2 protein-coding genes are annotated in these 1,541 nt (G+C 70.7%); both read left to right on the top strand.

Annotated elements, in window-relative coordinates:
- Window positions 1–589: glutamate ligase domain-containing protein (locus GJV64_RS14295; protein ID WP_328799201.1), on the top strand; the 589-nt coding region annotated here is incomplete at its 5' end.
- The coding region (locus GJV64_RS14290) for a UDP-N-acetylmuramoyl-tripeptide--D-alanyl-D-alanine ligase (protein ID WP_164158127.1) at window positions 586–1,541 on the top strand (956 nt) is incomplete at its 3' end. The genes GJV64_RS14295 and GJV64_RS14290, both read left to right, overlap by 4 nt.

The following is a 1,541-nucleotide window of genomic DNA, read 5'->3' as shown; positions in this document are numbered from 1 at the left end:
CCGGCACAGCGTGACGCTGCCGCTGATCGGCGCCTATCAATGCGCCAACGCGCTGATGGCGGCCGCGCTGGTGATCGCCACTGGCGGCGATGTGGCGCGCACGCTGGCCGATCTGGCGCGGGTGCAGGGCGTGCGCGGCCGGCTGGAACGGGCGGTGATCACGCGCAGCGGCGCTGCCGTCTATGTCGATTATGCCCACACGCCCGATGCCATCAGGGCGGCGTGCGAGGCGCTGCGCCCGCATGTGACGGGCAGGCTGATTCTGGTTCTGGGTGCCGGCGGCGATCGTGACGCCGGCAAGCGTCCCCTGATGGGGGAGGCTGCGGCCGCCCATGCCGACGTCGTCATCGTAACCGACGACAACCCGCGTAATGAAGACCCGGCGGCCATTCGCGCCGCACTTCTCCGCGCCGCCCCCGGTGCGCAGGGCATTGCGGATCGCCGCCGGGCAATCATCCACGCGATCAACATGGCCCTTGCCGGTGACGTCGTCCTGGTCGCCGGCAAGGGCCATGAACAGGGCCAGATCGTGGGCGCCCGTGTGCTGCCCTTCGACGATGTGGCCGTGGCGCGGGAGGCCGCGGCATGAGCCTGTGGACCAGCGCCGCCATCGCCGCTGCAACCGGCGGCCAAGCCAGCGCCGATTTCGCCTGCACCGGCGTCAGCTTCGACAGCCGCGAGGTGGCGGCGGGTGACCTGTTCATCGCGCTGAAGGGCGAGGCCACCGACGGCCACCGCTTCATCGACGCCGCGCTCGCCCGCGGCGCCGCCGGCTGCCTGGTCAGCGAGGACTGCGCCGCGCCACATGTGCGCGTGGCCGACACCATGGCAGCCCTGAACGCCCTTGGCGCCGCCGCCCGGGACCGCAGCGACGCGGTTCGCATCGGTGTCACCGGCAGTGTCGGCAAGACCGGGGTGAAGGAGGCGCTCAAGAGCGCGCTCGACCGCTTTGCGCCCGGCGCCGTCCATGCCTCGGTGAAAAGCTACAACAACCACACCGGCGTGCCGCTCTCCCTCGCCCGGATGCCGGCGACAAGCCGCTATGGCGTGTTCGAGATGGGCATGAACCACGCCGGCGAGCTGGCCGCGCTCACGCAAGCGGTGCGCCCGCACATCGCCATCGTCACCTGGGTGGCATCGGCGCACCGCGAGTTCTTTGCCACCGAGGCCGACATCGCCCGCGCCAAGGCCGAGATTTTCGCAGGCCTGCCCGCCGGCGGCACTGCCATCATCCCGGCCGACAATCCGCACGCAGCGCTGCTGGAGCGCGCGGCCCGCGATGCCGGCGCCACGGTGGTGCGCTTTGGCCAGTCCGCACAGGCCGACGTGCGTGCCGAACAGGTGGCGCTGCACCCCGATTGTTCCTGCGTGACCGCGCGCGTCCATGGGACAAGCCTCACCTTCAAGATCGGCATGGCCGGCGTGGGTGCTGGTGCAGGACATGTCTGGTCTCCGGCTTGCATGGCGGGCCGTGACACAGGGATGGTGTGGGCGCCGCATGAAACCACACACATGCTGCCAACGCCTGGTGTTGCGGGAAA

The sequence above is a fragment of the Sandarakinorhabdus rubra genome (genome assembly GCF_010994245.1).
Lineage (GTDB): Bacteria > Pseudomonadota > Alphaproteobacteria > Sphingomonadales > Sphingomonadaceae > Sandarakinorhabdus > Sandarakinorhabdus rubra.
Note: the sequence above shows the minus strand (reverse complement) of the source record. Positions and strands in the feature narration are given on the sequence as shown.